This window comes from Paenibacillus sp. LjRoot153, assembly GCF_964253085.1.
Lineage (GTDB): Bacteria > Bacillota > Bacilli > Paenibacillales > NBRC-103111 > Paenibacillus_E.
Genome location: NZ_CAXUQH020000001.1, coordinates 3,884,186 through 3,908,758, shown reverse-complemented (window position 1 = coordinate 3,908,758; position 24,573 = coordinate 3,884,186). Strand labels below are relative to the sequence as shown.

The 24,573-nt window shown below is 47.3% G+C and carries 19 protein-coding genes; 2 read left to right on the top strand and 17 right to left on the bottom strand.

Going from position 1 to position 24,573, the window contains the following annotated elements:
• Window positions 1-13: 13 nt before the first annotated feature.
• The 8 genes from ACSQ8P_RS16615 to ACSQ8P_RS16580 form a co-directional block, all read right to left on the bottom strand.
• Complete coding sequence (locus ACSQ8P_RS16615) at window positions 14-1,147, bottom strand: acyl-CoA dehydrogenase family protein (RefSeq protein ID WP_436236160.1); 1,134 nt, start codon at window positions 1,145-1,147, stop codon at window positions 14-16.
• Between the two features lie 224 nt (window positions 1,148-1,371).
• Window positions 1,372-2,217, bottom strand: a complete 846-nt coding sequence (locus ACSQ8P_RS16610; protein WP_436236159.1) for an endonuclease/exonuclease/phosphatase family protein — start codon at window positions 2,215-2,217, stop codon at window positions 1,372-1,374.
• Window positions 2,218-2,440: 223 nt separating this feature from the next.
• The gene (locus ACSQ8P_RS16605; RefSeq protein ID WP_436236158.1) at window positions 2,441-4,387 is read right to left on the bottom strand and encodes an ATP-dependent DNA helicase; all 1,947 of its coding nucleotides are present in this window, start codon (window positions 4,385-4,387) and stop codon (window positions 2,441-2,443) included.
• 132 nt (window positions 4,388-4,519) lie between these two features.
• On the bottom strand, window positions 4,520-5,398 hold the full coding sequence (locus tag ACSQ8P_RS16600; RefSeq protein ID WP_056625258.1) for a radical SAM/SPASM domain-containing protein: 879 nt from the start codon (window positions 5,396-5,398) through the stop codon (window positions 4,520-4,522).
• Window positions 5,399-5,483: 85 nt separating this feature from the next.
• Entirely contained in the window at window positions 5,484-6,278 is a 795-nt protein-coding gene (locus ACSQ8P_RS16595) for a lipid II flippase Amj family protein (RefSeq protein ID WP_436236157.1), read from the bottom strand.
• Window positions 6,279-6,761: 483 nt separating this feature from the next.
• A complete protein-coding gene (locus ACSQ8P_RS16590; protein ID WP_436236156.1) occupies window positions 6,762-8,612 on the bottom strand; it encodes an ABC transporter ATP-binding protein in 1,851 nt (616 codons plus the stop codon).
• Entirely contained in the window at window positions 8,609-10,372 is a 1,764-nt protein-coding gene (locus tag ACSQ8P_RS16585; protein ID WP_436236155.1) for an ABC transporter ATP-binding protein, read from the bottom strand. Before ACSQ8P_RS16585 ends, ACSQ8P_RS16590 begins: the two co-directional genes overlap by 4 nt.
• A gap of 201 nt (window positions 10,373-10,573) precedes the next feature.
• Window positions 10,574-12,016, bottom strand: a complete 1,443-nt coding sequence (locus ACSQ8P_RS16580; protein WP_436236154.1) for a CoA-acylating methylmalonate-semialdehyde dehydrogenase — start codon at window positions 12,014-12,016, stop codon at window positions 10,574-10,576.
• A 124-nt stretch (window positions 12,017-12,140) separates the two neighbouring features.
• Between ACSQ8P_RS16580 and ACSQ8P_RS16575 the strand changes: the two genes are divergently transcribed.
• On the top strand, window positions 12,141-13,745 hold the full coding sequence (locus tag ACSQ8P_RS16575; RefSeq protein WP_436236153.1) for a PucR family transcriptional regulator: 1,605 nt from the start codon (window positions 12,141-12,143) through the stop codon (window positions 13,743-13,745).
• On the opposite strand, the gene ACSQ8P_RS16570 is transcribed toward ACSQ8P_RS16575, so the two are convergent.
• The 8 genes from ACSQ8P_RS16570 to ACSQ8P_RS16535 form a co-directional block, all read right to left on the bottom strand.
• Window positions 13,742-13,957: a hypothetical protein gene (locus ACSQ8P_RS16570; RefSeq protein ID WP_436236152.1), complete on the bottom strand. Its 216-nt coding sequence runs from the start codon at window positions 13,955-13,957 to the stop codon at window positions 13,742-13,744. The two genes, ACSQ8P_RS16575 and ACSQ8P_RS16570, sit on opposite strands and share 4 nt — an antisense overlap.
• Window positions 13,950-15,392 (bottom strand): dihydropyrimidinase, encoded by a 1,443-nt coding sequence (hydA, locus tag ACSQ8P_RS16565; RefSeq protein ID WP_436236151.1) that lies wholly within the window; start codon window positions 15,390-15,392, stop codon window positions 13,950-13,952. Before hydA ends, ACSQ8P_RS16570 begins: the two co-directional genes overlap by 8 nt.
• Before the next feature lie 2 nt (window positions 15,393-15,394).
• Complete coding sequence (gene preA, locus ACSQ8P_RS16560; RefSeq protein ID WP_436236150.1) at window positions 15,395-16,690, bottom strand: NAD-dependent dihydropyrimidine dehydrogenase subunit PreA; 1,296 nt, start codon at window positions 16,688-16,690, stop codon at window positions 15,395-15,397.
• A gap of 33 nt (window positions 16,691-16,723) precedes the next feature.
• Complete coding sequence (locus tag ACSQ8P_RS16555) at window positions 16,724-18,094, bottom strand: NAD(P)-dependent oxidoreductase (RefSeq protein WP_436236149.1); 1,371 nt, start codon at window positions 18,092-18,094, stop codon at window positions 16,724-16,726.
• Window positions 18,095-18,114: 20 nt separating this feature from the next.
• Window positions 18,115-18,996, bottom strand: coding sequence for a nitrilase-related carbon-nitrogen hydrolase (locus ACSQ8P_RS16550; protein WP_436236148.1), 882 nt, complete (start codon window positions 18,994-18,996; stop codon window positions 18,115-18,117).
• On the bottom strand, window positions 18,993-20,255 hold the full coding sequence (locus ACSQ8P_RS16545) for a M20 family metallo-hydrolase (protein WP_436236147.1): 1,263 nt from the start codon (window positions 20,253-20,255) through the stop codon (window positions 18,993-18,995). Before ACSQ8P_RS16545 ends, ACSQ8P_RS16550 begins: the two co-directional genes overlap by 4 nt.
• 15 nt (window positions 20,256-20,270) lie before the next feature.
• On the bottom strand, window positions 20,271-21,644 hold the full coding sequence (locus ACSQ8P_RS16540; RefSeq protein ID WP_436236146.1) for an aspartate aminotransferase family protein: 1,374 nt from the start codon (window positions 21,642-21,644) through the stop codon (window positions 20,271-20,273).
• A gap of 165 nt (window positions 21,645-21,809) precedes the next feature.
• Complete coding sequence (locus ACSQ8P_RS16535) at window positions 21,810-22,613, bottom strand: ABC transporter ATP-binding protein (RefSeq protein WP_436236145.1); 804 nt, start codon at window positions 22,611-22,613, stop codon at window positions 21,810-21,812.
• Window positions 22,614-22,941: 328 nt separating this feature from the next.
• Here ACSQ8P_RS16535 and ACSQ8P_RS16530 point away from each other — a divergent pair, with 328 nt between their 5' ends.
• Window positions 22,942-23,568, top strand: a complete 627-nt coding sequence (locus tag ACSQ8P_RS16530) for a C40 family peptidase (RefSeq protein ID WP_436236144.1) — start codon at window positions 22,942-22,944, stop codon at window positions 23,566-23,568.
• A 71-nt stretch (window positions 23,569-23,639) separates the two neighbouring features.
• On the opposite strand, the gene ACSQ8P_RS16525 is transcribed toward ACSQ8P_RS16530, so the two are convergent.
• Entirely contained in the window at window positions 23,640-24,563 is a 924-nt protein-coding gene (locus ACSQ8P_RS16525) for a S66 peptidase family protein (protein ID WP_436236143.1), read from the bottom strand.
• Window positions 24,564-24,573: the final 10 nt, after the last annotated feature.

Sequence of the window (24,573 nt, the reverse complement as noted above, 5' to 3'; positions counted from 1 at the left end):
TCGCTCTCCCTTCCTACGTGCTTTCAGAAAGCAGCAAACGCGAAATCACAATACGCTGAATCTCATTCGTCCCTTCATAAATTTGCGTCACTTTAGCATCTCGCAGATATCGCTCCACCTTCGACTCCTTCAAGCAACCCCATGCGCCACAGAGCTGAACAGCTCGCAAACATACTTTAACAGCCGTATCACTGGCAAAAAGCTTCGCTATGGCAGCCTGCTTCCCATACGAGAGCCCTTGGCTTTTACGCCAAGCGGCTTGATAGGTCAGCAGCCTTGCGCCTTCGATGTGCGTGGCCATCTCCGAGATATTAGCATCGAATTGCTCGCCGCTGAGCGCGCCAGATCCCGCTCCATATGCAACGACAGCGTCCAAGGCTCCTTGGCCTATCCCCGTTGCTTGCGCAGCGATCCCGATCCGTCCGCCATCCAGACTCCGCATCGCGATGCGGAAGCCATCGCCTTCCGGACCCAATCGGTTGTCCGCTGGCACGCTGCATGACTCAAACCTCAGCTCCATCGTAGTGGATGATCGGATGCCAAGCTTATTTTCTTTGGTGCCGAAAATAAGCCCTTCCGTTCCTTTTTCCACGATGAAAGCTGTACAGCTTTTTGACTTGTTCTGTGCATCCGTTATGGCAAATACGATATACACCTCCGCCTCCCCGCCATTCGTCACGAATAACTTGGAGCCGTTAAGCACGTACGCATCTCCTTCCTTCGTCGCTGTCGTGCGCATAGCACCAGCATCTGAGCCAGATTCGCTTTCCGTTAGACAGTAGGCGCCAAGCTTTTTCCCTTGTGCCAAGGGGAGTAGATACGTTTGTTTCTGCACTTCCGTACCATACGTATGAATCGCCCAGCTGGTCAGCGACGTATGTACGGAGAGCATGACGCCTGTCGAAGCACATACACGGGAAAGCTCCTCAATCACCATCGCATAGGTTAAGAAATCAGAGCCGCCGCCGCCGAATGCTTGTGGCCAGGGGATCCCAGACCATCCAAGCTCACCGATACTGTCGAAAATCCCACGATCAAAACGCTCATATTCATCCCTTTCTTCTGAAGTCGGCTCCATCTTCGCGAGTGCAAACTCACGGACTTTGGCACGGATATCTTGCTGATCTTGCGTATAAGAGAATTGCATGCGACGACCTCCTTCGACGTGTTCATGCTGCTAACACTGGATTGGCCGAGGTTGAATGGGTCGATCGTACTTCTTTGGACAAGTTGTAAACGCTTCCATTTATATGTTATATATACACGCTTTTGTTAGCCAATAGACTGCGCGGCGACAAAAAATGAAAAATACTCATGAAAAGAACCCCCTTCAGATTCATCACCGAAGGAGGTTCTTATTCAAACGGATGTTTACTTTGTAATAACAAGATCAGCAGTTATGGGTAAGTGGTCAGCTGCATTCGTATCGATAACGTTCCCTGCATTAATTTTCACATCATCAGATGTATAAATATAGTCAATACGACGATTGGGCTTATCTGAATAATAGTAGGAAGTATAGGCATCATTTAGACCGAGTTCTGCAAATACATCCTTATACTGCGCAGACATTTTTAGAATTTCTCGACTATCAGGTGTCGCATTGAAGTCTCCTACTAAGATACTTGTTCCTTTATCTTGATTTACAATGTCAAGGATCTCATTGACTTGTATATCCCTCTGTTCGGCTCTCTTATTATCAAGATGCGTATTGTAAAAGTTAATATGATTTCCTCTCACGTTAATCACCGTTTTCGCGAGACCGCGCTGCTCTGCAGGATATTGCGTATTATCGAGCAAATGATTTTCGCTAGAAAGAATAGGATATTTACTTAAAACAACTGTTCCGTATTGACGACGGGGTTCTCCCTCATTTAACGGATCATAGTCAAGATTTGCAGCAAACATATAATGCATGCCTAAGTAATTGGCTAACCATTTCGCCTGATCTTCGAAATCACTGCGCGCGGAAAAATGATTATCGACTTCTTGTAAACCAATGATATCGGCACCCGATGTTTTAATAACGTCAGCAATCCTGTTCAAATTCAAAATGTCATCTGTGCCCTCGGCATGATGAATATTATACTCCATCACTTTTATGGCAGTCTCTTTTCCTTTTTCAAAGTTTGCGGCATGAGATTCACTGCTGTACGAAAACATAGGAATCATAGACATCATTAAAACAGAAGTAACAATAACTGATTTTTTTAGCATGCACAACATCCTCTCGAAGTTATAGGTGAATATGCTACTATATTTTCATATTCTGTTTGATTTTTCCATAGTCTGATAGATTTAGATTGTTCACTGCATAGATTGTCCTACACTAGGACTATGTTTAAAAGAATTGTAAATTTATGTCGTTTTTATCATACGTTTGTACTCCTCGCAAAGCAAAAAGAGGCGCAACAAAACTGCACCTCTTTCCGTATTGCCGCTATTCGGACTTCATCACAACGCCAGCTGGCAATACCCGCTCGACATGCTCACGCAGTGAAGTATTCGTATATAACTCCTCACTGAAAATCGCAATAAGCCCGCTGTCCTCACGCGTTCGGATCAACCTACCCATACCTTGGCGTAGGCGAAGCAACATGTAAGGAATATCAACTTCTTCATAAGGTGAAGCTGCTGCCTCACGCTTGGCATTAAATACTGGATCCTGTGGAGGAAACGGCAGCGCCCAGACAATGACATTGGATAGTGATGGACCTGGAATATCGAGTCCCTCCCACAAGCTAACGGCAGCCAATACACTGTGCTCATTCTCTTGGAACGAAGCGATCACATGCGAAATTTCTCGATCCCCTTCATAATAAAAGGTTAGATCTTTACAATCCGAATGAGATGACATTTCAGCTTTGAAACGCTGCAATTCCTGATGCGTCGGGAACAGAATAAGCGCTCTTCCTTCCGTCCTTTTCAACAAGCCAACGGCTGAAGTCATCTTCTCTTGGAATGTTCCGCCTTCCGCGAAGCGAGGGGCAATGACTTCCATCCGTTCCGCATAGTCATACGGAGAATCCACGGAGAACGAAAGATATTTCTCCAAGCCTAAGCTGTTCGCCACATAGTCGAAGCTACCTTCCACCGAAAGTGTCGCGGAGGAGAAGACAATCGGCATTTTAGATGAAAAGACGTGCTCTTTCAGCACTTCCTTCACCGTTCTTGGCATAATAACAAGACTGAGTCCAGTAATGCTTTCTGTCGCCCAGCAAATGAAGGTATGATCGTTGCGGAATAACGCGAGCGCCTTCTGCATCATCTCCAGATGCTCCTCGACAATCTTCAGCTGATAGTCATTGAGGGTAAACATTTCTCCTTCAAAGACGAGCTCCTCTTCAATCTCAGACAAAATATCACAGAACGTATGAATCTCTCTTTTCAAGAGATCACTCATGATAATTTGCTTACGATCAGAACCTGCAATCGGGCGACAGGAGTTTTCCAACACTTCAAACATACGTTCGCTCTGCTCAATCGCACGATCAATACAGACGGCTAAAGTTTCACGAACTTCCCCTTTTAACAAGCGAATGACCAATTCCTCGAACACCATATGCTTCAACTTATAGGTCAACGCCTTTTGAGCAGCAGATTCCATCAAATGTCCTTCATCAAATACAACGGTGCAGTGATCTGGCAATAGTGGCAGCTGTCCCTCACGCTTTCTAGCGTCGTAGGTCCATACATGCTCCATGTAGAAATCATGCGAACATATGATTAAGTCTGCAGACTTCCTGTAGGATTCACGGGACAGGGTTTGTCCACACCGATGACGTTTATCACACACAAAGCAGTCTTGATAAGCATCCCAATTCATGCGGTGCCACTGCTCATCATTCAATTGCGGGTAGTTTTTGCGATCTCCGTATGCATAGAACGTTTGTAGTGCTTCACGCGTATGCACAAATTCAGGTAGTCCCTCATAAACCTCTCGGTACAGCCCCGTATCTTCGTGGCCGAATCTGGCTTCATCCAGTTTGACCAAGCAAGCATATTGATCCGGTGACTTCGCGAGTCGCGCATCAATTTCCATATTCAAATGACGAGAAATTTTGTCGATATCCCCACCTGGTTTCACGAGCTGCTCAATAAGCGATTCATCGGCACAGGCGATAATTGCCGGTTTCTTCGTAAAACGCGAATAACATAGCGCGTATAATAAATAGACCAACGTTTTACCTGTCCCAACGCCAGCTTCCGCAAAAATTGTCTGTTTCTCCGCATAAGCCCGTTCTAGCTGAAACGCCATGTAAATCTGTTCATCTCGAACTTCAAAACCTGCTTCAGGCAAAATGTCATAGAAGATATCCGCAATCCAGTCGGACACCTGCTGCATATATGGCTGTGCATGATCATATGCAAATGGATAACGTCCCACGTTTGTGCCCCCAACCCATAGTTTGAATCAAACTTGTATTATCTCATGAAAGTCTATTAAAAGCAAAAAAACGAACAGAAAATGAATAGCCCACTCCCTCAGCTTCGCCGCTGCCTGGAATGAGCCATCATTTTACATACTAAAACGTTCGCGATAGCCGCATTTCCGGCATAATTCTTCAACCACTTCTCGTCTGGAGAAGCCTTCGAACAAACGATTCGCACGTTCACCCTCTACGATTTCAGAGAAAGGTGTGTGGTTAATATTCCCTAGATTAATAACCCCTTCCCCATCTAAACAACAAGGAATGACGGTTCCATCAACTAGAATACCCGCTTGGTTGCGTAAGGCGTGGCAGAAGCCAGGACCTGAGATCTCCTCCGCTTTCAAATCAGGCCACTGGAATTCGTGATCCTGATTCAGATAGACGCGATCGGCGAGCTTTACGCCAGTTCCGCGGACGAACTTCTCATCGATTTTGTAATCGAGCTCGAACTCCTTCTCTAGCAATTCCAGCACTTCACGATTCCGATTCCGCTCTAAATTAGTCTGATTATCCGTATCCAAATTCCATAATCGGAAGGAAATAATGACATTCGATTTCGCAACGATTTCTTTAGCAAAACGCAGGATGCTCGTCACATAACCTTCCTTATCCTCAGATCCTTCATGGCCGTCAAAGCTGTGCAATGAGAAATTCATTTGGCGAAGTGCCGGTTTATCGAGCAGCTTGTGCCTATTTTTGTTAATAAGCGTCCCATTCGTTGTGATATTCACCTTGAAGCCCTTCTCGTGGCTTAGGTCTAACAGTTCATCGATCTTGGGATGGAGCAGCGGCTCACCCTTCACGTGCAAATAAATATGATCCGTATGCGGTTTAATTTGGTCAAGGATATTCGTAAACGTATCTATTTTGATGAAATTCGCTTGACGCTTCGTCTGCGGACAGAATGTGCAGGCCAAGTTGCATACACTCGTAATTTCAATATAAAACTTCTTGAACTTCTTCATGGTCGGACTCCGTTTCTTGTTTGCGCTACTATGATAGAGGCTATTATACCAAGCGAGGCGGCTGAATGAAAGGATTTCACACTTTTTAGAAAAACAACTGAACCATCCACCCAATAAAATACGCTGACGGTACTAGAAAAACTTGTGCTAGAAGCGTTCCAAGGAAGCGAGTCGTCATGAGTAAAGCGTAGATTTTACCTAGCTGCTTACGTTGAGATTCGTCATGTAATGCTTTGTCAGTTATGAGACCTAGCTGCGGATCAATGAATATTGTGAGCAAAATAGTAGCAATTCCGTTGATTAGACCTGACGCTTGTGAAGCTGTAGTCGCATGATCGGGCCATAAATGAGCCGCATATAGAGAGGCTAGAACGCCTACGGAGTAGAAAGCTGTAACGACAATATTGATGAATAGGAATCGTTTGGAAATACCGAGATAACGGAACTGACTTAGCTTCACTTTAGGCTTTTTGATATATTTGGTCGTGTTCTTCAGTTGTGAAATGGTTACATTCGTAAGCATTTTCGGCAGTGAGCCTGCAAGTTCGAGACGAGCAATGACTCTAGCGCTCAGGTTGATAAAAGTAGGAAATAACGCGATCGCGATAACCGTCCCGATGGAGGAAGCCAGCAGAGAAATGCGTAAATATCGCACCAAATCAAACGTCGGCTCATGCTTGGCAAAATCCACAAAATGCGCCGTCATCGGCGCCTGAATCAGGTTCGCTGTGCGTGATACGAGCACGACGATGCCGACCAGCGAAAGTGCTACCGCGAGTTTGTTCACCCGTACACCCGCATAGCGAATCGAGTACGAGAGCGTCTCTGCCGTGTGAATGATCATCGTTAAAATGAAAACCAAAATGAGTGTGTTGATCATGCGAAGTGTTCATCCTCTACTTGAGTGATAGGTGCTAAACGAACGAAAACCCACCTTCTGATAGTCACGTCAGGTGGATTTCTTGATGATTGGGTGAGGGAAATGATAGGTTCGAGCGACATTTTCAAACCTCAATCCTCGCTGTTCGGTGGAGCTTTCGGAAATAGATGGAAAACATGTCGTTAAATTCGCCGATTTCATTCAACTGGACAATTTAAATGGAAAATATGTAGCTAATTTCACGGATTGCAACGTTTCCAGCGAATTTTGGTGAAATTAACTACAGAAAATCCAGTTAAATTGAATTTTGGTAAGAAATCGTGAAGATTAGCTGTAGTTTTTACAGTTAATTGATTTAATTTGTGTAAGGGTTTTGATGTTGATGTTGCGACAGACTAACTTTGCTTTTGTTTTACTATTCGTGACACAGATCGAAATTTCCTTTATTGGTAATCGCGAAGCGCACAAGAACTAAGCCTATGTCTATGCCTTGCGGTCGTCACCGTACCATAGCTCACGGAACGTGGAGCTGTGTAGCAGTAGCTTCTCCGATGTGCCTTCCGCTTCGATGCGGCCATCTTTCATCACGATGATGTGGTCGGCACGCGTCAACGCGGTTTTGCGGTGCGAGACGACCAGGCATGTCGCATCTCTGCGACGCTCGAACATCCGCTCCCAGAGCTTCTGCTCCGTCTCGACGTCGAGCGCGCTCGACAGGTCGTCGAAGACATACAGCTCGGCGTCCCGCACGAGCATGCGGGCTGCGGCGGTCCGCTGCGCTTGGCCGCCGGAGAGCTTGACCCCGCGCGGGCCGATGACCGTGTCCAGCCCGCCAGGCAGCTGCGCGACGTCGTACTCGAGCACCGCTGCGTTCAAAGCCTGCTGCAAGCTGTCACCTTGCTCCGCTTGCCCGAGCAAAATATTATTGCGCAGCGTATCGCTGTATAGCCGCGGTACCTGCGCGGTATACGCGCTCTGCGGCGGTGCAAAGAAAGTGCCCGGATCTTCGACGGGCACGCCATTCCACGCAATCGTTCCGCTCTCTTTGGGCAGCAGCCCAAGAAGGGAACGAACCAGCGTGGTTTTGCCTGAGCCGATCGTTCCCGTGATGACGGTGAACGATCCTCTTTGCATGGCGAAGTGAATGTCAGCGATACCTCTACCCGTATCCGGGTAGGTGTAGCTGAGCCCATTCACTTCCAATCGTTGCAGCGGAGGCGCAGCGACGCTGTCGTTCGCTTGATCTGGGTCCATCACTTTATGGTCTGAGTCCATCACTTGGATGCTTTCTACCCCAAGCCCTTCTTTCCGAACAGCCGATTCACTCTTCCCTACCCGCTCCTTCTTCAAATACAACGGCTTCACCATCGTCAACACCTTCGCCGACGCTCCTTGCAACAAGAAGGTCAAACGCTCTAATGAAACACTCATTTGCTTAAAGTACGTAATAAACTTCCCGACATTCGTAATAAACTGCGTCACGAATGTCAAATAGTAAACGAATAATGCAAGGTCACCAACGGTGAACGTCCCTGCTCTCATTTTCGTCCCCGCCAAGAGAAGCAAAAGTCCCGTACCCAAATTGACCGAATTCGAGAAAACGGAGTCAAGTAATTCACTCATCAGTCGATCTTTCAGCATTGCTTTGCGACGCTGATCACCGAAGCTGCTAAACCGCTCCATGACTCTCTTCTCGGCGCCTGCCACTTGAATAGCCTGCACATTGCCGAACATTTCACTAATCTCCCCCGTTACTTTCGAGGTTGATTCCCGACTTGCCGCGCGATATTTCTGCAAACGAACGGTTGCAAGTTGAGCCGCCGTGATGACGATAACGATTGGCATAAACACGAGAAGTGTCATTTGCGCATCAATACGAATCAATATGTATCCTGAAACGAGAGCAAAACACGTCATCCCAAACACATCTACCGACCAGCTCGCCGCTTCCTCGGATTGATCAACATCATCTCGGAAGTGACTTATCGCTTCTCCTGGTGACACAGGAATCGCTTGTGCGCCTGGCTGCTTGAGAACATGCTCTAACAAATTGCGGCGAAGCAGCATCCCCATGCGAAAGCGAAAATTCACATCCGTAATGAATCCAATGATGATCAGTAGGATTCGTCCCAAAGCTGCCCCGATCAACAGCGCGATCAAGCCCCACACGCCAAACTTCAATGTAGCATTCCCCGTCAACGTATCGAAAAAAGCTTTTGTAATAAGACCCGGTGCAATTGGCGCCAAATAAATGATGGTCCATGCGAGAGCATTAATGAAATATCGGAAAGGTTTATACATGATAAGACCTTTTAAATACTGAAACGTTGTCATGCCAACACCTCCTCTAACCCTGTCGCGAGCAATTGGCTGAAGCGGGAATTCGGGTCGGCGGCCAACACTTCTCTTCGACCTGATTCCAGCACACGCCCTCCATCCAGAATAACGATGTGATCTGCACGCTGTACAGTGGCAAGTCGATGGGCAATCATAATGCAGGAGCGCTCCGATAACAATTTGGAAACGGCTTTCTCCATACGTTGCTCAGTCAAAGGATCCAGACGCGATGATGCTTCATCCATAATAACTAGTCCCGGATTCGTCAGGAATACGCGGGCAAAAGCCAACAACTGCGCCTCTCCAGCAGATAAACTGCTTCCCCCCGATGCAAGCCCCGTATCCAAGCCATCTGGCATTGCTTCATACCAAGCACCTAAGCCAAGTTCATGAAGTACCGCAACAATCTGTTCATCCCGAATTGACGCATCATAAAAGGTTAAATTATCGCGAATTGTCCCTTGGATGATTTCAATATTTTGTGTCACTAGCGCGACACGTTTTCGTAGCTCAGCTAGTTTACACGCGCGAATATCAGTACCACTGAGAGCAATCACACCACTTTGCGGATCATAGAAGCGCAATAATAACCTCGCAATCGTAGATTTCCCGCTCCCTGTTCGCCCAAGCAAGCCAAGCACTTCACCAGGCTTCAAAGTCATCGTCAAGTGATCAATCGTCGGCTGATCGTCATCATAACTGAATACGACATCTTTGAAGTCAACCCCAAGCGGTCCATCTGGAAGCCCAGCCCCAGGTCCATCTTGAATCTTTGACTTAATCGCGAATAGCTCACGAATGCGGGAAATACTTGCGTCTGCTTTTTGCAAATCCTCCATTTGCGTCCGAATCTTCTCGATCGGCTTAGCGAGTAATTCCGTGTAGAAGAAAATTAAATACACGGTACCTAAGGATATATGATTGCCATGCCATAAATAGGCGCTGATCGCGAACGCCATCGCATTCCCTAACGCGAAAACGAAGATCGACATGTTCCACATCGCACAGAAACCGAGGAAAGCTTTGACGCGTAACGGTAGCATTTTTCGGAGCATAGTATAGAAGCGATTCATCACAAAGCGTACCGCACCGTTGGCGCGAATATCCTCCGTCCCCTCCAAATGTTCCCCGATAAAACCATAAAACTCAGCATTTGCCTGCCGCCACCCTGCCCAAACAGGCACAGCAAACTGACGAATCCACCCAATCATGTAAATCGCGCATACGACGAAAACAGCCATTCCCACGCCAATCAACCAATTTTCCCGGAATAAAAGGACGAGAATACCCGCCATGAGCAGCACATTCCCAAATAAATGAATGATCATGGAGGAGAAGAAATTCGCAAGCGCATTCACATCTCCATCCACGCGTTCGATCAGCGAACCGGATGTATGACTCTTATGAAAGGACATATCCAGCGACAGGCAATGCGAGGCTAAATCAACGCGCAGCTTATTGGTCGTTTTCCAACCGACATTTTCACTGTAATAGGTCGCAATCACAGATACCAGTTGCTGCACCAATGCAAATCCGATAAACAGAAGCGCCGCAGTAAAAAGTGGCTGCATCGCCCCTTGCGACTGTGCCGTATCAATAAAATAGCGGATAATTTGCGGATTAATCAGCTGCAGCCCGATGGATGCGAATAATAAGAGTGTTAGTCCGATCAGCGTCCCCTTCTGAGGGAACAAATAGCGGCCAAGCAGCTCACGGTATTGTCCCATGGAGTTGCTGTTTTTTCGGTTTTTCTTCATTGTAATGGAGTCCTCCGTATTCCTCTCGACGTACACTCCATCATACTAAATTGACTCCTTCTCGACAACGGACTGTTTGGCTAAAATGAAAAAAAACCGCCTTTGGCGGTGGCTAATCGGGCCTTGAATAGTTGATCCCTTATGACAGCAGGCGTGGGAACTTAATAGAGATGGTTTCATTACATCAGCCGTCACCCACACTCAAAAATACCGCGATGTAATCATCTTCTTCTTCGTATAAAATTCAACGCCGTCTTTCCCATTGGCATGCAAATCGCCATAGAATGAATCCTTCCAACCTGAGAAGGGGAAAAAGGCCATCGGCGCTGGGACGCCTACGTTAACGCCAAGCATCCCCGCTTCTACCTCCTCACGGAATTGACGCACAGCTTTCGCATTCTCCGTGTATATAACTGCTGAGTTCCCGAAGCGGGATTGATTCACTAACGCCAAAGCGCTAGTCAAATCCGCCGCGCGGAATAACGACAAGACAGGCCCGAATATCTCCTCTCTAGCAATCGTCATCTCTGGTTTCACGTGATCAAAAATCGTGGCTCCGAGGAAAAAGCCGTCGCCCTCACACGCCTCCACCGTTCGCCCATCGATCAGCAGCTCAGCACCTTCCGTGATCCCTTTCTCGATGTAGCTCGCGATTCGCGTCCGCTGCTCATCTCGAATAATCGGTGTCAGCGTAACCTGCTCCTCCATCCCACTGCCAAGCACCAACCGAGCAGCAGCTTCTTGCAGCCCGCTTACAAACTCCTCCCCATCCCCCACAACAACGACAGCTGAACACGCCATACATCGTTCGCCTGCAGAGCCAAACGACGACATGACGATATTCTCAATCGTTTTCTCCAGATGCGCATCAGGCATGACGATGTGATAGTTTTTGGCGCCTGCGAGAGCTTGCACTCTTTTACCCGCCGCAGATGCTCTCTCATACACATACTTAGCGACAGGCTGCGAGCCCACAAAGGATACTGCTTTGACGGAAGGTAACATCGTGAGCGCATTGACCACATCATGGGCACCATGCACCACATTCAGCACACCATCAGGAAGTCCAGCTTCTTGCATCAAAGCGGCTAATTTCATAGCTGTTAACGGTGTTCGTTCGGAAGGCTTCAAAACAAAGGTGTTCCCAAGCGCAATCGCAAGTGGGAACATCCAACATGGCACCATCATTGGGAAGTTAAAGGGTGTAATGCCTCCGACTACGCCTAGGGGCACCCGAAATAACTCGGAATCCATCTCCGCAGAAATATTAGCGAGTGTAGTCCCCATCATGTGGGATGGTGCACCAGCTGCAAATTCTACACACTCGATACCGCGCAGCACTTCACCAAGTGCTTCTTTGTAGCTTTTCCCGTTCTCTCGCGTAATCAATTCAGCAAGTTCATGCTCGTGAGCTTGAAGCAGCTGCCAATAATGAAACAAAACGCGCGCACGTTTCGGAACAGGTGTTCTACTCCATGATTCATACGCATTTTGGGCAGCACAGACAGCTTGTTCTACATCACTAGCACTTGATAACGGTACACGCGCAATCACTTGTCCTGTTGCAGGATTAATGACATCACTCATTTCACCACTTGTTGCGTCTACCCAAACGCCATTAATAAAATTTTGCAGGTCCGTCATCGCCGTTCATCTCCTGGGGCAATAAATTTTCTCCACAAGTCATTGGACACATTGTATAATAGGGTTCATTCCCTTACTTTTCGCAATTACGTCAACTTTCCTCACATGAAAGTGGTGATTTCGCTTGGTACAGACCCTTTTGCAATTAACCGTGCATGATATTTTGCAGCGTCCGCTCTTTCATAAGGCCGAAGCGATTGCTACGGAAGAAGCACTGTCCCGTAAAGTTCGCTGGGTTCACATCATGGAAGTTACGCAAGTCGGTCATCTTTTGAACGGAAATGAACTCATTCTTAGCACGGGGATCGGTTGGCAAGACAACGAAGAAACGAGTCTTTCGTTCCTACAGCAATTGATTGACAGCGGTGCTTCAGGACTGTGTATCGAGCTAGGCACCTATACGAAGCAGCCGCTTGAGAGCATGAAGGCACTTGCCCTTCAAGCGAATTTTCCGCTTATTTTTTTCCATGAGGAAGTCCGATACATTGATATCACACAGGATTTACATACACATTTCATTCACCAGCATCACAAAATGGTGTCCGATCTAGAATCACTTTCCACCAAGCTCAATCAGCTGCTTTTGTCCGGCAAAGGCTTGCTGCCTCTTCTTAAGCTGCTTCATGAGACAACACATGTGCAAGTTGCCTTTTTTCCATTCGATACGGATGCCGTGTTCGTACCCTCCTTACCGAAAGAAGAGGGCGCAGCATTTTTTGAGAAATGGATATATGGCGAACTCTTTCACTTATCCGATGTCAAAAACAAGCTAGCCCATCGCCCCATACTCGCTTTAGAACATTTGTTCGCAGACCTACTTTTATTTGCCGAACAAGAGCTGAGCGAGTTCCAAATTCTCGCTTTGGATCGATGCGCGACCGCTATTGCCCAAGAGATGATGCGCACGACCTATATCGAGGAGAAAACCCGTTTTAAACAGGAACTATGGGTGACCGATTGGTTAGGCGGCAAGCATTCGCTGCAGGATATTCGTGAATATGTCATGACCATCAAGCCTCCCATGAAACTAGGTCCAATTATCATTTGTGTATTCGATAAAGCCGCAGGAAGCAATGGTTCCAGAGAGCAGGAAACACTCCTTATTCAGAAACAAATGATCGCCCGCTCCTTATTTGAAAGAGAGGGCTTTTATTTACTTCCTACGGTGTATGAGCAGCGGATCGTCTTCATCCTCTTAGATCAAATGCCCTCTGGAACTAGTCATGAACGAATCTTACGAACGATCCAACGCTTTCAAAAAGCGCAAGAAACGCAACTATTTCAGACTCTTATAGGTATTGGCCGAACAATCAGCGATCCGCTTCAAATTCAAGTCAGCTATGAAACTGCCTTAGAAACACTAGAGATCCAGAAGGATATCGGTGTGCTCCCGAAGCCTTTCTATCACGAACTGCACGTCTACAAAGTGATCCTGCTCATGAAGAAAACAGGTCAACTTACTTCATATGTTGCTGGGTATCTCAGCGGTATTATCGCCTATGATCGTGAGAAAAATGGTCAACTATTGAAAACATTGCACATGTATCTAGCGCTATCCGGCTCGAAACAAGAAACAGCCAAGGAGTTGTTCATTGTTCGGCAAACGTTATACCATCGGCTGGACAAAATTACTGCGATCCTCGGAGACGATTTCCTGCAGCCGCAGAAGCGAATCGCGTTAGAGCTAGCTCTACACGGGTATGAATATCTCTACGGAACTATTTCTTAAACTTTGGTTTTGCCCTGCGACAATAGCACATTGACGTAGTACTTTCTGGCGTTGGCCGTCGTCAAATGAAGCTTCGCCGTTTCACCACCGGGGTGCTCGAGATCCAGCCATGCCCCTTCTAGGTCCTCGAGCACGCCGACTATTTTGAATTTCTGTGCGACATAACCGTCAAGTTTTTGCTTTTCCGATTGAAAGAGCTCGAATTCAGACATGAGGAGCACCTCCTTGGACCGTTTCCTTCTTCGGCTGACTCAACTGTGAGGATGATGAAACATATGTTCCCCTTTTGATGAATTGACCATTTCCGGATTCTCCTACGAATTGTTTATCCCGAATGACATAGGCTCCGCGGGACAATACCGTCACTGGCTCCCCTGTAATCTCAAGCCCTTCGAACGGATTATAATCCACATTCATATGGTGGGTTTCAGCGGAAATCGTGCGCTTCCCATTCGGATCAAAAATCACAATATCCGCGTCCCCGCCAACCGCAATCGTCCCCTTTTTCGGAAACAAACCAAACAGCTTTGCGCTTCGCGTTGACACAATATCCACGAACTGATTCAGTGTGATACGCCCTTTCCCTACCCCTTCAGAGAACAGAATAGAGAAACGGTCTTCGATGCAAGGTCCACCGTTGGGAATTTTACTGAAGTCCCCGAGCCCTAAATCTTTTTGACCGTTAAAATTAAACGAACACTGATCTGAGCCCACCGTCTGCAATTGACCCGTTTTCAACGCATTCCACAGCACGTCTTGGTGAAACTTCGGCCGAAGTGGCGGGGACCACACATATTTCGCGCCTTCGAAATCTGGCTTTTCCAAATACGTTTGATCGAGCATCAGATACTGCGGACACGTTTCTCCCCAGATATCAACACCGCGATTGCGTGCCTCCGTAATTTGCTGCACAGCCTCTTCACACGTCACATGCACCACATAGAGCTGCGAGTTGGCTAATGCCGTGAGCTTGGCAGCGCGCCCTGTCGCTTCACCTTCAATCAAGGATGGCCGAGTCAGCGCGTGATAAATCGGATCAGTCTGACCCGCTTCGAGTGCTTCTTTAATTAAATACTCAATGACATCGCCATTTTCTGCATGTACCATCACGAGTGCTCCATGCTTTTTGGCCTCAAGTAAAGTCCTATACAACGTGCCGTCATCCGCTTGGAAAACGTTCTTATATGCCATAAAAACCTTCAAAGAAGTGATGCCTTCATCATGAATCATGCTCGGTAGCTCAGCCAGCACCTCATCATTGATTTCCGCAATCATGAGATGAAAGCTATAGTCAATGACGGCCTTGCCCTCTGCTTTCTGATGCCAAGTCTGAACAGACTGACTAAGCGGTTTCCCTTTATTCGTCAAGCAAAAATCAATCACGGTCGTCGTTCCGCCAAATGCCGCAGCCATCGTACCAGTCTCAAAATCATCCGCGGTGACCGTTCCGCCAAATGGCATATCCAGATGGGTATGTGGATCAATACCGCCAGGAAAAACATATTTCCCTGTGGCATCTACAATCTCTGCGCCTTCACGTGCGAGGTTCAAACCGATCCCAGTAATAATCCCATCTTCGATGAGAATATCCCCTTGATAGTGATCCGTTGCAGTGACAATCGTTCCATTCTTAATGAGTTTGGCCATGGCTACACAGCCTCCTTCTTATCGGCATCTTTTCCCTCAGTCAACTTAGCAACAGCCGCTTGACGCTCGTTCCACGTCATTGGCTCCTCGGTTCCCTTCACCTCAACCATCGAGATCGCACCATCTACAGGACACACAATCGCGCATAAGTTACAGCCTACACAGTCTTCTTCCCTCACCTGCAAAAAGGACTTCCCTTGCTCATCCGTATGTCGCTCAATGCATTGATGCGAGGTATCCTCGCAGGCAATATGGCACTTATTGCAGTTAATACATGTTTCCGTGTCGATCTTGGCAACTACGGCGTAGTTCAAGTCCAAATTTCCCCAATCTGCATAGCGCGGGACGGATTTCCCGATCAGTTCGGAGACGCTGGCTAACCCTTTTTCATCCAAATAGTTGTTCAGCCCATCGATCATATCCTCCACGATCCGGAAGCCATGATGCATGGCCGCTGTGCACACTTGAACACCTGTTGCGCCCATGAGCATAAATTCAACCGCATCGCGCCAATTGGAAATGCCGCCAATGCCGGAAATCGGAATATTCACCCCTGGATTACGCGCGCAATCCGCGACCATATGAAGGGCAATTGGCTTCACAGCAGGTCCGCAATAACCGCCATGTGAACCTTTGCCGCCGACATGTGGAATGGTGTTCCACGAGTCTATGTCGACGCCTGCGAGCGAGTTAATCGTGTTGATAAGCGAGATCGCATCCGCCCCGCCACGAACTGCCGCTAAAGCTGTGCTCGTGATATCCGTGATGTTCGGTGTCAGCTTCACTATCACGGGTGTCTGAGCAGCTTCCTTCGCCCACATCGTCTGCGCTTCCACAAGGTCAGGCTGCTGCCCGGATGCCGCTCCCATTCCCCGCTCCGCCATACCGTGCGGACACCCGAAGTTCAGCTCAAGTCCGTCCACGCCAACAGCTTCGACCTTTTTGACGATCTCGTGCCACTTCTCTCGCTTGGGCTCAACCATCAGGGAAACCACTAGCGCATGATTCGGAAATCGTTTCTTCGTTTCATAGATTTCCTTCAGATTAACCTCCAGCGGACGGTCAGTGATCAGCTCGATATTATTAAAGCCCGCAACACGCTGTCCGTTGAAATGAACAGCAGCAAAGCGCGAGGATGTATTAATAATAGGATCGCCTAGCGTTTTCCACACGGCACCTCCCCATCCCGCTTCAAAAGCACGCTGAACCTGATAACCCGTGTTCGTCGGTGGAGCCGATGCCAACCAGAAAGGGTTGGGTGACACAATTCCAGCTAGATTCGTTCGTAAATCAGCCATGCTGAATCCCTCCTGATTCTGAAATAACCCTGCCTAAGCTGACGCCTCTTGCCCCTTCACCAACTGCTTGTAAATCGCATAAGCCGCCAGTTTACCTTGTTGAGCTGCCGATACGACCATGGCTTCGCCCTGTCCATCACCAAAAATAACATCGCCAGCTGCGAACACCTTCGGATTCGATGTCATTCCTGCGGCTGCATCAACCAATGTCACTGTGCCCCGTGAATGAGAGAGTCCGAACTGCTCAATCAGCGATATATACTTCGTCTGACCGATCGCCTTGATTACCGTGTCCACGTCGATGACGAATTCAGAGTCTGCAATGGGCACTGGGCGTTTACGCCCCCCGTTATCAGTATCGAGAAGCTCCATCCGCACACATTCGATGCCTATGACGTTCCCCTGTTCATCACCAAGGATCCGTTTCGGCGCCGTTAACCACTGAAATGCAACGCCATCGAGCTTAGCAAACTCATATTCAAAATCATACGCTGTCATTTCTTCTTGTGTTCGTCTGTATACGATTTGCACGTCGCCCGCCCCAAGCCTGACAGAGCACGTAGCCGCATCTATTGCGGTATTCCCAGCGCCAATCACAGCAATCCGCTTCCCTATGAAAGACTCATCGAGATCTGGGGTCGTTTTCGTCGACTCTACGAAATCAATGGCGTCATAGACGCCGGTCAATTCTTCTCCATCGATGCCTAGCATGGGCACTTTAGACATCCCAACTGCGAGCACCACAGCGTCATAATCACTTAACAATTCAGCAGCACTGACGTCAACTCCGACACGCGTGTTCATCCGAATCTCCACACCAAGCTGCCTGACTTGCTCGACTTCCCAAAGCGAGATTTCCTGCGGTAATCGGAAGGATACGATCCCATACGTATCCAAGCCGCCAGCTTGCTCCTTCGCTTCGAATACGGTCACCTTAAAACCGAAGCGGGCTAGCTCACGAGCTGCCGCAAGTCCCGCAGGTCCGCTGCCCACGATCGCAACAGTTTTACCGTTACTTGCCCCTGCTTTAAATAAAATCTGTTCATTCTTGATGGCCCAGTCGGTTGCATACCGCTGCAACTGACCAATTAAGATAGGCTTGGACGAATGATTAAGTACACAAGCCCCTTCGCACAATTCCTCTGTGGGACATACTCTCGAACAGGAAGCGCCAACTGGATTGGCATCCATAATGGTTCTGGCGGAGCCTTTTAGATTGCCAGAGGCAATCTTTTTAATAAATGAAGGAATATCAATGCCTGTCGGACAGGCGTGCGTGCAAGGAGCGTCATAACAGAACAAGCACCGGTTGGATTCTTCGATCGCCTCTTTGGGCTTCATGCCCGCCTTCACTTCCGCAAAATTACGCTTCAACTCCGTAAGCGAAATAAATGTCGTACCCATCTTCGCTCCTCCTCCCTCATTCAAAGTTGCGTGATTTGATCATACGTTTCTGGCCTGCGATCTCGATAAAACTGCCAGTTATTACGGACCTCACGAATCAACGATTTGTCCATCTCCCCGATAATCACTTCGTCTTGATCCCGACTGCCTATGGTAACGATAGAACCCCGCGGATCCACCAAATACGACTGACCATAATATTCACCCATGTTCCACGGTGCTTCCGTTCCAACTCGATTAATCGCGGCTACGTAATACCCGTTAGCTACCGCATGCGCAGGCTGTTCGAGCTTCCATAGATACTCTGACGTGCCTGCAACAGTAGCAGATGGATTAAACACAATTTCCGCACCGCCAAGTCCAAGCGCTCTTGCTCCTTCTGGAAAATGACGATCATAACAAATGTATACGCCAACTTTCGCAAAAGTGGTATCAAAAACAGGATAACCGAGATTGCCCGGCTTAAAATAATACTTCTCCCAGAACCCACAGGAACCTCCGCCTGCCGCAACGTGAGGGATATGATGCTTCCGGTATTTCCCCAGATAAGCCCCATCCGCATCAATGACAGCCGCAGTATTGTAATAAGAGGCAATTCCTTCGCGCTCGTAGATCGGAAGAATAATCACGATACCCAGTTCCTTCGCTACATCTTGAAAGAGCTTTGTCGACGGTCCATTTGGGATTTCCTCGGCCGCATCGTACCACTTCGTCGTTTGCTCTGCACAAAAATAGGGACCATAGAAAATCTCCTGCAAACACACGATTTGTGCTCCTTGCGCAGCCGCTTTGCGTACCAAGCCAAGATGCTTCTGTATAGCGAGCTCCTTATGTTTCGCGATCGGTTCATCGCCGTGTACGTCGTGTGAGGCTTGGATGAGACCGATTGTGACGATACTCATGCCTGGAAGCCCCCCTTCTCAACCACGATCTGGCGGGCAGTTCTGTATAGAAGCTCCGTCCCTAATGTAATATCCTCTGGGCTAGCATATTCCTTCGGATTGTGACTAATGCCCTCGAGGCAGCGCACGAAAATCATGCCATAGTCGCACACGTAGGACATGGCTAGCGAATCATGGAATGGACCGCTCATGAGTTCAGGCGGTTTCATCCCCATCAGCCCCGCTTCCTTGTGAAGCGTATCTTTGATCCATGCCGCGCAATAGCGAGGCTCGCTATTCGTGTCCTCTCGAATCGTATAGGTGAGCCCATGCTCACAGGCTACGTTCTCGATGATACTAAGAAGCTCCGCCTCAAGTGCGTTTCGACGACAAATGTCGATGTCTCGCAGATCAATCGTAAAGCTGACCTTCTCTGGGATAATGTTGCGCGAATCTGGAAATACCGTGAGTGAGCCAACTGTCCCAACTGTTGGTACACCTGGTTCTCGGCGTACAAGCTCGTTTAATGCGACTATGATTTTGGCACTGCCGAGCAGCGCATCATGTCTCATCGACATTGGCACGGAGCCGGCATGACCTGCGAAGCCCGTCATTTCCACGGTGAGCCATAATGGACCAGAGATTCCGCTCACGATACCAATCGGCTCATTGAGAGATTCCAAGACAGGTCCCTGTTCGATATGCAGCTCCAGAAAAGCTCCAATTCGGCCTTCTTGGAACGTATAACCTTCGAAATCCGCTGGATCACAGCCGAATTCCAGCAGTGCTTCTCGACGGGAGATGCCGTTTTTGTCAGTCCGCTCCAACTCATCTGCTTCCAGCTTACCGGTCATGCCCCTAACCCCGAACAACCCTTTATTGAAGCGACTGCCTTCCTCATCACAGAAAGCAACAACTTCGACATTACATGCAGGTGTCACACCTTGTTCTACCATCGTTTGTACCGCTTCTATCGCGCCAAGCACACCGATCGCCCCATCAAATCGCCCCCCATAGGGTTGCGAATCCACATGCGATCCGAGCATTAGCACAGGTGCCCCCGGATCGCTCCCACGCCAAACGCCTATCAGGTTAGCAAAGGGATCGATATATGCCTCCATCCCAGCTTCTTCCATCCAGGATTTCACAAGCTCCACACCAGCACGATCCTCTTTCGAAAGAGCAAGTCTGCAAACGCCCGTTTCGCCGATTTTACCAATTTGCGCCAGATCATGAATGTGCTGTCCAAGACGTTCTTCGTTGATTTGGATAAGTGGCATTGTCGACAAGTCCGATCATCCTTTCTTTTGCTCGATACCAAACACCGTGAGTAAGGTTTCGATAATGAAATTCACATCTTCATCCGTAGAGGATAACGGGGGACTGAGCGTAATGATATTGGCATAGCCAGGAACGGTATCCCCATTCTTACCGACGAGCAATCCTTTGCTTTTGCATGCTAAAATAATATCTGTTACCCGTTCTACCGAAGCGGGAATCTTCGAATTACGATCCTCAACAAGTTCAATGCCCATGGCTGATCCAAAAATGCGAATTTCTCCGACATGAAGATGCTCATTCAACGGTTCTAATTGAGATCTAAATGCTTGCCCAATGTCAGCCGAACGTTCAACAAGCCCCTCACGCTCAATAATGTCGAGATTCGTTAAGGCCACCCTACAGGAAACAGGATTTCCACCAAACGTATTGACATGTCTAAAATGGCTAGTCGCTTCTTTCTCCTTGAAAGTGTCGTATAATTCGGCTGATACAGCTGTGGCTGAAAGCGGCGAATAGGCGCTGGTTAACCCTTTGGCCATCGTGACGATGTCCGGTCTTACCCCATAATTTTGATGACCGAAGGGCTTGCCCGATCGCCCAAAACCACAAATGACTTCATCTACAATCAACAAGACATCATATTTATCACAAATACTTCTTACCGCCGGTAAATAACCGTCATGTGGAACAAGCATTCCCCCGCCAGTAATAACCGGCTCCAGGATCACGCCAGCAACGGAATCTGCTCCCTCCCATACGATGGCATTCTCGATCGCTTTGGCACATTGTAAGCTGCAGGTTTCTTTCGTCTGTCCGAAAGGACACCGATAACAATAAGGCGGGGGCACATGCTGGAAGCCTACCCCAAGCGGTTCATATTTCAGCTTACGTTGCGCTTGACCCGTTGCTCCCAATGCACCCATGGAGTTTCCATGATACGCTCGATGACGCGAGATAAACTTATGTTTACTCGGTTTTCCATTCTGATGATGATATTGACGGGCGATTTTGAAGGCGACTTCATTAGCGTCTGATCCCGAATTAGAGTAAAAAATGCGGTACTCCCCTTCGAGCCATTCATTTAATTTCGCCGCTAACTCAATAGCCGGGATGTGGGATTGAACCAATGTCGCATAAGCAATCTTCATCATTTGGTCAGCTGCTGCTTCAGCAATTTCTCGCCTTCCATGACCGACGTTCACGCACCATAATCCTGACATGCCGTCTAAATAACGATTGCCATCTATATCTGTCACCCAACTACCCTCACCGGAGGCGATGATCATTGGGTTCTCATTATGTGCAGACATATGATGCCAGACATATTTGCGATCTTTCTCTAGCAGCTCCTCTTTGACCAATGGATCAACGTCATTTTGAGCACTCATAAGCAGTCCCTCCATCTCTTGTCCATTCATTCTTACTATATTTCTATGTTCAAAAAGAGGATGTCATCCCTAGCTTTTGTTGTTATTTTTCAGTTGGTAGATTTGGTTTTGGCAGAGTAGTTAGTTGGGTGTTAAATGAAAGGAAACCTTAGCATTGTTTAAAAGTTACTCTTCGAAGGATTCACTTCCCTCGTAAACAGACTTTCGAATAGCAGCGGTTAATTCCTGAAAAAGTGGGGATTCCCTCGTTTGCAAAGTGCGATCATGACCTAATGGGACTTGATGGATCGCATGCACACGACCTGGATTTGCGGATAAGACGATGATCCGATTCGAGAGGAATACGGCTTCGGTTATACTGCGGGTGACGAAAACGATGGTTTTGTTCATTTTCTTCTTCATTTCAAGTAAATCGAGTTGTAATTTGTCCTTCGTAAATTCGTCTAAGGTTGAGAAGGGTTCATCCATAAAGAGTATGGGAGGATCGAGGGATAACGCACGTGCCATAGCGACTCTTATTTGCATACCGACGCTGAGCTGCCAGGGGTAATAATCCTTAAACTTTGCTAATCCGACTGTATCGAGTAATTGGTCTACCCGATCTTGATACGTATGTCGCGACTGTTCGTGAACTTCAAGCGGCAGCTCGATATTCTCTCGTACGGTCCGCCATTCAAACAAATTAGGTGTTCGAAAAATAATGCCGAATTTACGGCGCAGCCGCACTTCCTTGGGATGCTCCTTCTGAATTGTAATTTGACCACTGGAGGGCTGTAAGAGATCAGCCATAAGTCGAAGCAACGTTGATTTGCCACAACCTGAAGGTCCTAATAATGTGACGAATTCATTCTGCCCAACATCGAAGGTAATGTTCTGAAGGACTGTCACTTGCCTCCCTTTTTTACCGAACACCATACCGACGCCATCCAACGAAATTTCCACTTTCTGACGGGAAAAGTCTGAATTCACCGGGCTCCTCCTTCTATCCGAATAACTCGCGTCATCTATCTGTGAGTATTAATAACCCTATATGTTATATTATATAGGGAATTTCTTCAATTTCATTATACATTCTGTTCCTAAATTAGAATTGCGATTTGACATAGTGTAAAATCAAGATCTTATTTTCTGTAACTTGGTTTGTGGATAGTTTCCTTTCGCGAATTAGGATACATAATGATAGTTATGTAAACAAATTCATGACTTACATTTTATATCCAAATATTGTTCGTATTCGCTATTTCTTCAATTTGATAGAATGGGTACGTAACCACATTCGACATCTAGGAGGAAGACTATGAAAAAGATCATTCTTACAACAGTTGTTGCTACTAGTCTCATGTTCGGTGGAATTGCGAATGCCGCGACTACCAATTCGTACATAGCTACGGATTCCGACACATTCTGGTCTATTTCTCAGAAGTTTAATGTGCCCCTATCCGATCTTATCGCAAGTAATCCCAAAGTGAATGCAGATAACATTTATGAAGGCGTTATCATCTCTATCCCATCGAAGGCCACTCCAAAAGCAAGCTGGGAAGTCAAAGCCGATGCGATCATTGCAACGGGGATGAAGCAGTTAGGCGTGCCTTATGTTTTTGGCGGCAGCACACCTTATGTAGCGTTTGATTGTTCTGGCTTTGTTCAATATGCGTTTAATCAACAAGGATTTAATTTGCTTCATTCTGCCGCTTTACAAAGTCAATTAGGAACACCTGTAGAGAAGGGTAATCTTCGTAAAGGAGACCTCATTTTTCTACAAGGAACCTACACGTCAGGCGTTTCCCATGTAGCTATCTATCTTGGTAATAATCAAATTCTTCAAGCAGGAACAATGGGGACAAGAGAAGTGAAAATCAGCACTTTATTTGGCACTCCTTACTATGATGCGCATTATTGGGGAGCGCGTCGCTTAATTAACTAACAACAAACGAAGGACAAAAAAGCCGGTATTTACCGGCCTTTTCTCATATCTTTTCCTTCATTTACGATGTGCTAGCCTGTGACGGTTGGTTCTAATACGGTCAGTTTATTCGCGTGCGTATCTAGTTCAGCCATAGCCCCAATGGGAATGGCCGCTTTGTAATAGCCATGGGCCGTGCTAAAGTTGGTCAAAAGCGGTTTTCCTAAGGGAACAATGATCCCTGAAATTAAATCATTATAGGTCGTAGAATAGGAATTAGTACAATTCGTACATTGTCCCATCACGATCCCCACGCAATCTCGAAATTTCCCCGCCATAATTAATTGCGTCAAATAGCGATATATCGTGTTCGTTGGCTCATGCGTCTCTTCGATGACGATTATTTTACCCACTGTATTTACTTCGAAAGGTGTCCCAAGTGTACCTACCAATGAGGTGAGGTTTCCACCGACAATACTCCCCCTCACAGTACCCTTAACAAGGCCATATAGCGGCATATTCGGCGGATTATGAATGACTCTTGGGCTTACTAGTGTGGATGTCGCCGCATAAAATTGATCGAAATTATAAGCAGGTGTATTCGTGTTAAAATCAATCAACAACAGACTTTGAAACGTAATAAGATTCGCAAATTGATATAAAATATTTAATAAAATCGTAATATCACTGTAGCCCGTAACGATTTTCGGGTGACTATTAATAATGGTGTAATCGAGATATGGCAATATATCCTTAACCCCGGTGCCACCTCTTGTGGGAAGAATCATACTCACATTCGGGTTGAGAAACATATTCATCAGGTCATCCGCTCGCTGCGCTGCCGTAGCTGCAACGATCCCACCGTACGCGTATGCGTATTTGCCCACGACAACTTTAAACCCCATATTTCCGAGTGTCTCTATTCTCGCATCAATCACACTTGCGTCAAGCGGGCTTCCTAATGTAACAATGCCAATGGTATCTCCACTTTGTAAGATGGGTGGGCGTATTGCCATCGCTATACCT